General features: G+C 60.5%; 8 protein-coding genes and 1 pseudogene. 5 read left to right on the top strand and 4 right to left on the bottom strand.

Annotation, left to right across the window (positions count from 1 at the left end):
- Positions 1–5: 5 nt before the first annotated feature.
- The 3 genes and pseudogenes from ABIB56_RS11220 to ABIB56_RS11230 all read right to left on the bottom strand — a co-directional run bounded on the left by ABIB56_RS11220 (position 6) and on the right by ABIB56_RS11230 (position 1,566).
- Entirely contained in the window at positions 6–545 is a 540-nt protein-coding gene (locus tag ABIB56_RS11220; RefSeq protein ID WP_354569294.1) for an FMN-dependent NADH-azoreductase, read from the bottom strand.
- A gap of 90 nt (positions 546–635) precedes the next feature.
- Positions 636–1,369: pseudogene (locus ABIB56_RS11225) on the bottom strand (SDR family NAD(P)-dependent oxidoreductase).
- A 2-nt stretch (positions 1,370–1,371) separates the two neighbouring features.
- Entirely contained in the window at positions 1,372–1,566 is a 195-nt protein-coding gene (locus ABIB56_RS11230) for an NAD(P)-binding domain-containing protein (RefSeq protein ID WP_354569295.1), read from the bottom strand.
- Between the two features lie 374 nt (positions 1,567–1,940).
- Here ABIB56_RS11230 and ABIB56_RS11235 point away from each other — a divergent pair, with 374 nt between their 5' ends.
- Together ABIB56_RS11235 and ABIB56_RS11240 are read left to right on the top strand one after the other, a co-directional pair.
- A complete protein-coding gene (locus tag ABIB56_RS11235) occupies positions 1,941–2,279 on the top strand; it encodes a hypothetical protein (protein ID WP_354569296.1) in 339 nt (112 codons plus the stop codon).
- Between the two features lie 53 nt (positions 2,280–2,332).
- Positions 2,333–2,887, top strand: coding sequence for a nuclear transport factor 2 family protein (locus ABIB56_RS11240; protein WP_354569297.1), 555 nt, complete (start codon positions 2,333–2,335; stop codon positions 2,885–2,887).
- A 21-nt stretch (positions 2,888–2,908) separates the two neighbouring features.
- Here the strand turns inward: ABIB56_RS11240 and ABIB56_RS11245 are convergent, their stop codons facing one another.
- Positions 2,909–3,697 carry a helix-turn-helix transcriptional regulator gene (locus ABIB56_RS11245; RefSeq protein ID WP_354569298.1) on the bottom strand — a complete coding sequence of 263 codons (789 nt, stop codon included), beginning with the start codon at positions 3,695–3,697 and terminating at the stop codon, positions 2,909–2,911.
- A gap of 167 nt (positions 3,698–3,864) precedes the next feature.
- On the opposite strand from ABIB56_RS11245, the gene ABIB56_RS11250 reads away from it, so the two are divergent.
- The 3 genes from ABIB56_RS11250 to ABIB56_RS11260 all read left to right on the top strand — a co-directional run bounded on the left by ABIB56_RS11250 (position 3,865) and on the right by ABIB56_RS11260 (position 5,909).
- Positions 3,865–4,617: an SDR family NAD(P)-dependent oxidoreductase gene (locus ABIB56_RS11250; protein WP_354569299.1), complete on the top strand. Its 753-nt coding sequence runs from the start codon at positions 3,865–3,867 to the stop codon at positions 4,615–4,617.
- A 344-nt stretch (positions 4,618–4,961) separates the two neighbouring features.
- Entirely contained in the window at positions 4,962–5,471 is a 510-nt protein-coding gene (locus tag ABIB56_RS11255) for a recombinase family protein (protein ID WP_354569304.1), read from the top strand.
- 237 nt (positions 5,472–5,708) lie between these two features.
- Positions 5,709–5,909: a hypothetical protein gene (locus ABIB56_RS11260; RefSeq protein ID WP_354569300.1), complete on the top strand. Its 201-nt coding sequence runs from the start codon at positions 5,709–5,711 to the stop codon at positions 5,907–5,909.
- Positions 5,910–6,000: the final 91 nt, after the last annotated feature.

Raw genomic sequence — 6,000 nt, forward strand, 5'->3', positions numbered from 1 at the left:
GGGGTTTACCCCGACCAAAGTGAACCGGCGGTGGACGGGGCGAGGTCGAGCCCAAGGACGTCAACGAGGACGCGTTGCAGCCATGAAGAGGAGTGGTCCCATCCTTCCTTCGGCGTCCCGGGAGCGTAGTTGCCGCCGGTGACGGTGACCAGCAGGGCGGGTCGGTCTCGTAGTTCGGGGCCGCCTTTGTTTATGCGGGGCTCGGTGTAGAGGATGTCGAACCAGGTTTTGATGTGCTGGGAGACGCCGTAGTTGTAGAGCGGCACGGCGAACAGGAAGGCGTCAGCCGCGATCAGTTCATCGGCGAGTGTGGTGGCAAGTTCGACGGCGGCTTGTTGGGCAGGGGTGCGGGCGTCTTCGGGGAGTTGCTGCCCGACGACGGCGTCTGCCCACGCGGTGGCGGGGAGTGGGTTTGTGCCGATGTGGCGGCGGATCACCGACTCGCCCGGGTGTGCGGCGGTCCATTCGGCTTCGACGATGTCGGCGAGTTCGCGGCTCACGGATTGGTCGGGGAAAATGCTCGCGTCTACGCGGAAGAGGGTCATGGTGGATTTCTTAGTTTGTTTGATTGTTGATGGGTTTGTTCGAAAGTTGGACGTCGTATGCGGGCGGTGATCATTGCCGCCCGCATACGTTCAGATCACGGTCGCGCCGCCGTCGGCGACGAGTTCCATGCCGTTGACATAGCTGGAGTCGTCCGAGGCGAGGAACAGCGCGACCGCGGCGATCTCTTCAGGGCGACCCATTTCCCGTCGCGGGATCACGGACTCGAATGCCGCCTTCATCTCCGGGTCCAACACAGACTCCATCATCGGGGACGTAACCGAGCCGGGGGTCAGCACGTTCACCCGGATCTTCCGGTCTCTTAGCTCGGACACCCATACCCGGGCGAGGGCGGGCAGCGCGGCCTTGCTCGCTGCGTACACGCTCCAATCCGGGTGGCCGCGCAGCGATGCGTTGGACCCGGTCATGAAGATGGACCTCCGTCGTTGAAAAGGGGTAGCGCTTTCTGGACGGTAAATAGGGTGCCGCGGACATTCAGCGAGAAGGTTGCGTCGAACTGCTCCTCGGTGATCGCGCCGAGCTTGCTTTGCGCGCCTCCACCAGCACTCGCCCACAGTACGTCGATCGAGTCCTTTTCTTGCTTGACCGTCTCGAATAAACGGTCCAGATCGTCGAGGTTGGTCGAGTCGGCCTGCACGCCGGTCACGTTCCGGCCGATCTGCTTGACGGCTTCGTCCACCGCGTCCTGCCGCCGGCCCGTAATGAAGACGTGAGCTCCTTCGTCAACGAACAACTTGGCGCCGGCCAGAGCCATGCCACTTGTCGCGCCGGTGATTACCGCGACCTTGCCATCGAGCTTTCCCATGATTATGCCTTTCCTGCAGTGTCGACGCCGAGGAAGAGGTTCCACCCCAAGCCGTTCTGGGCGAGCCCCATTTCGATCAGGCTCGCGCCCTCCAGCCAGTGCGCCATACTGAGATTGCCGACGTCCTGCGGGCGGTGCCCGAGGCTCGTGATGAACGCTGACACGCTCGCCTTGGACTGTGGGTCGTTGCCGGCCATGAACACATCTCACCCTTGCCGGCCTGAACGTGGGGGCCATGCCCAAGCAGTCAATCTTCCGACTTGACGACGGTTATGAGCGCGCTTACCGCTCGCGCTTCTGCTTCAGCGGTCGATCGAGCTGCGGGACCAGCTCACGTCTGTCGATCCGTCGGATCCGGCAGCAACACATTTTGTGTGCGCGGGATCCCCCGCGCTCCTCGCCGAGGACCAAGTAGGTCGCTCTCCTATCCGACACAGGCTGACCCTACCGATACCAGTCTCGACGCGGCCTTCCACCCCTGATGCGACGAGCTGCAAGCTTTCGGTATCCGCCCACTCGATATGGCGCTATTACACCGGTGGGCGTCGGACGCACCTAGGAAAGAGTTGACATGACAAGCACCGCCTGGACATATGCAATGCCTGAAGATCGGATCCAGGAATTCCGGGATCTGATCTCAGATTTGATGAAGGATCTCTCTGGGCTAGCGGCCCGCGCCGACGCCGTTGGCTATAACCGCGAACGGATGTGGCTCCAACATAACGAGGACGGAAGCGCGGAGTTCATCGTTTACCTCGAGTTCGATGATGGAGTGGATATGACCACGTTTGCGCAGCGATTGTCAGCATATGAGTCCGAATTCACGAAGTGGTGGAGGCCACGTTATGAGTCCTTCGGCCGTCCGAAATCATTCGGCGAACCTCTTCTCTCCTGGGACAAGGGAGCCTAAATGGATTGCGCAACGTTGCCTAAAACGCCCCCTCGAATGAACAGGAAAGAATCATGACCGACGCTGCAAGAAGTACCACGACCCAAGCCGCGCTCGAACTGGCAGAAGAATTCATTAGAGCTGTTGAGGCGAAAGACTTTGATGCCGTTGCGCGGACCCTTTCCCCCAACGCCCGTCAGCTCTTCATGCACTCGGGCCGAACGCGGACCGCGGAGGACATCGCGAACATCGTCTCCAGTCGGAAAAAAGGTTTTTGTGTCGCCGACCTGAAGGGAAAGGCTGACATCATGGACTACTACAGCGCCTTGTTCCGGAAATTCACGCCCTTAATATGGCGTAACCACGAGTGGACCGTGTCCGACAAGGGCCAGGTGTTCTTTAGCGGAAACGGCGACATGGCCGTCACCTGGAATCAGAAGCCGTATAGAAACAACTATGTGACGAGGTTCGACGTCGAGAACGGCCAGATCGTGAAAATGGCGGAATATGCCGACGCCTTCATGTACTCACGGCTCGGCGTGCGGCCAAACGGCGCAGAATTCAGATCGCTGATTCGGGCAATCGGGCGGATGGTCAACCCTTGGCAGTCAGCCACGTCGGGCAGCTAACGCCTTCCTGGAGGCGCTGACCTATTGCGGCGTGTAAAGCATGATCCAGTGATCGTTCTCGGGGTCATGCAGCATTTCGCTTTCAAAGTTCAGCCAGCCACGGGTCGGATGGTGGAGGCTTTTCGTCGCAGATCGCCAAGTACCAACTTCCGCATCCTCCCAGCGAGCGCGGAATCCTTCGCTAATCGCGGAGAGTTCTTGAAAGACAGCCTGCAAGTAGTCATCGTTTGGGTATCGAGTCAGCGCCGTCCGCAATTCCGACGTCGCCACCCGCGCGAGTTGCTCCGCGCCGTCGGCGCCGACAATCTGGTGCAGCGCGGTTGAGGTGAAGCATTGATAGACGATGTTCCGCCCGAACGGACCATCGCTGATCAACGGGCTAAGCATCTCTAACGCCGCAACGTTGGCCGCGAGCAAATCCAATCGTCCGTCATGAACGGTGACGGGCATGATGCTGTCGAGACCGTCCAGCAGCTGCAGTATGCCGGGCCGAATCGCGGTCGAGGGCGCTTGAGGTTCCGGGGGCAACTCGCCCGCGAGTCGAAATAGGTGATCGCGCTCGGCAGATGAAAGCCCGAACGCTCGACCGAGCGCGTAGAGGACTTCGCGCGAAGGACGCGGTGCCCGGCTTTGCTCCAGTCGGGTGTAGTACTCAACAGAAATACCGGCGACCTCAGACAGCTCCTGACGCCGCAGTCCGGGGACGCGCCTCACTGACGTTCGCTCGTTGCCCGACCGGGTTGGCGGGGTCATCAGCGCTCGGCGATGACGCAGAAACTCGCCGAGCTCAGGTCGACCGATTTCTTCCATAACAGCCATTCTGCCTGCCCCTCCCCGGAGGACTCGCCTGCATGGCCCCACCAATACCAGTTTCGACCGGGCGTTCCTCGTACCGATTCCGTCCTTCAGACTGGAGACATCCCCAACCGCGGTGATCGGTTTCATCACGGTTTAGCGACTAATTCAAAGGAATAAGCATGTCTCTCGACCGTATCGCCCTCGTCACCGGCGCCAACAAAGGTGTCGGCAAACAGGTCGCCAAGGAACTCCTCGCCAACGGACTCCAGGTAATCGTCGGATCCCGTGACCTCGACCGAGGTGAGGCCGCCGCAGCCGAACTCGGCGAAGGAGCCACCGCTCTCCAGCTCGATGTGACCGACCCGGTGTCGATCGCCGCCGCGGCGCAATGGATCCGTGACGAATTCGGCCGCCTCGACCTACTGGTAAACAACTCCGGTATCTCGCACACAAGCGCAGACTTCGACATGGAGCAGTACAGGCTCATGTCGCAGCCGAGCACTGCGCCGATCGACGAGATGCGCGCTGTGTGGGAAGTCAATGTCTTCGGCGCCCTTGCGGTCTATCAGGCCATGCTCCCCTTGCTGCACGAATCCGCTGATGCTCGCATCGTGAACGTCACGAGCGGCCTGGCCTCCCTAACGTCGCTCGCCGATCCCGAATACCCGTACCGGGCGACCTACGGCCCGATCTATCCCGCATCTAAGACCGCCCTGAACGCCGTGACGAGGTCGATGATGATCGAACTCGAGGGCACCGGCATTAAGGTCAACCTCGTCTCACCTGGCTTCACAAGCACGGCGCTCAATAACTTCGCAGGAACCGAGTCGATCGAGGAGGGTTCCCGTGAGGTGGTGCGGGTGGCACTCCTCGGGCCCGACGGCGCCAATGGCACATTCACGCTGTGGCCCGGCGAGGACATCCCGTGGTAGGGACCCAATCGCTTGCCACCCACGCATCACACCGAACCACGAACGACAAATACGCTGGCCTCCGGTGCCCGGTCGAGCATCCCGACACCGGAAGCCCTACTCCGCGAAATCGCGCCGTCATGAACCGGTAGGGGACGGTGAGCGGGTGCGAAATTCGATCCTTTCGAAGTGGCCAATTGTCGGGATTCACAGCTTCAGACGGGTGCCCGCTTGGGGGCCGCTTGCGGGATCGTTCGTGACCTCTGGCTCGGCCGACGAGCAGCGTTCCAGTTATGAATGAATTCCTGATCGGATACGCACGCGTGTCCACGAATGAGCAAGATCTCACCGCCCAATAAAACGCCCTGGAAGCTCTCGGCGTTAGATCGAACCTGATCTACACCGACCACGGACTTACCGGCACCAATCGAGTACGCCCGGGTCTTCGCGAGGCCCTGGCTGCCTGGCGGAACGGCGACACTCTCGTGGTTGCCAAACTGGACCGGCTTGCCCGCTCGCTTCGGGATGCGAAAGACATCATCGATGAACTCACCGTCAAGGGCGTCAAACTCAGCATCGGCGGATCCGTGCATGATCCGACCGACCCGGTGGGGAGACTGTTGTTCAACGTCCTCGCGATGGTGGCCGAGTTCGAATCCGACTTGATTCGCGCCCGAACGCGAGAAGGGATGCACGTGGCCAAAGCGAAGGGCCACCTGCGCGGCAAACAACCGAAGCTGTCGACAGCCCGGCAACGTCACCTCATGGACGTGCACCGCGCAAGGACGCATTCCACGAGCGAGCTCGCTGAGCTGTTCAACGTCGCCCGCTCCACCGTGTACCGCACCGTTCAACGACAATCCGTCGACCACTGAAAGACACATTCACCGGCTCTCGTCGCAGACCTCTGGGAGGATCTCTACGAGCCCTGCAACGAGAACCCCTGCGACGAGAACCCCTGCGTTTCAAAAAATTGTCGTTCCCTGCGAGCTAACCGAACCTTCGCGGGATTTTGGTCAGCACCGGATCAGCTCGCCGAGGGGAACCTGGCCGACACCACGACGTTTTGATCAAAGCAGAAGGTCGAGATATTGCGGACGTGCCTTCATGGCATGAATGAGAAGCTCGTTACCGCTGTCGAATCGAAGGACGACAAGTTCGAGAAGGCGACCGTCAGGGTCGAAGCCGAGCCTGAACTGCCGTGCTGGATTGTCGTCATCTATATCCGCTTCAAACATGCTGTGTTCGGCAGCATGAACGCCGGCTTCTGCGCTGACGCCGTGCTTCAATGCGGACGGATGCGCTCGCACTAGATGAGTGAGTCCTATTAGGCGGATGCCGCGTGGGCGCTGTTAATCGGAGGCGGAGGGTGTTAAACCCAGCGTGTGAAAACAGACCTCAACA

It is taken from the genome of Glaciihabitans sp. UYNi722 (assembly GCF_040549465.1).
Taxonomy (GTDB): domain Bacteria; phylum Actinomycetota; class Actinomycetes; order Actinomycetales; family Microbacteriaceae; genus Lacisediminihabitans.

Coding starts and splice junctions, on each gene's coding strand:
- ABIB56_RS11220 (WP_354569294.1), bottom strand. CDS start 545: ATGACCCTCTTCCGCGTAGACGCGAGCATTTTCCCCGACCAATCCGTG.
- ABIB56_RS11230 (WP_354569295.1), bottom strand. CDS start 1,566: ATGGCCGGCAACGACCCACAGTCCAAGGCGAGCGTGTCAGCGTTCATC.
- ABIB56_RS11235 (WP_354569296.1), top strand. CDS start 1,941: ATGACAAGCACCGCCTGGACATATGCAATGCCTGAAGATCGGATCCAG.
- ABIB56_RS11240 (WP_354569297.1), top strand. CDS start 2,333: ATGACCGACGCTGCAAGAAGTACCACGACCCAAGCCGCGCTCGAACTG.
- ABIB56_RS11245 (WP_354569298.1), bottom strand. CDS start 3,697: ATGGAAGAAATCGGTCGACCTGAGCTCGGCGAGTTTCTGCGTCATCGC.
- ABIB56_RS11250 (WP_354569299.1), top strand. CDS start 3,865: ATGTCTCTCGACCGTATCGCCCTCGTCACCGGCGCCAACAAAGGTGTC.
- ABIB56_RS11260 (WP_354569300.1), top strand. CDS start 5,709: ATGAATGAGAAGCTCGTTACCGCTGTCGAATCGAAGGACGACAAGTTC.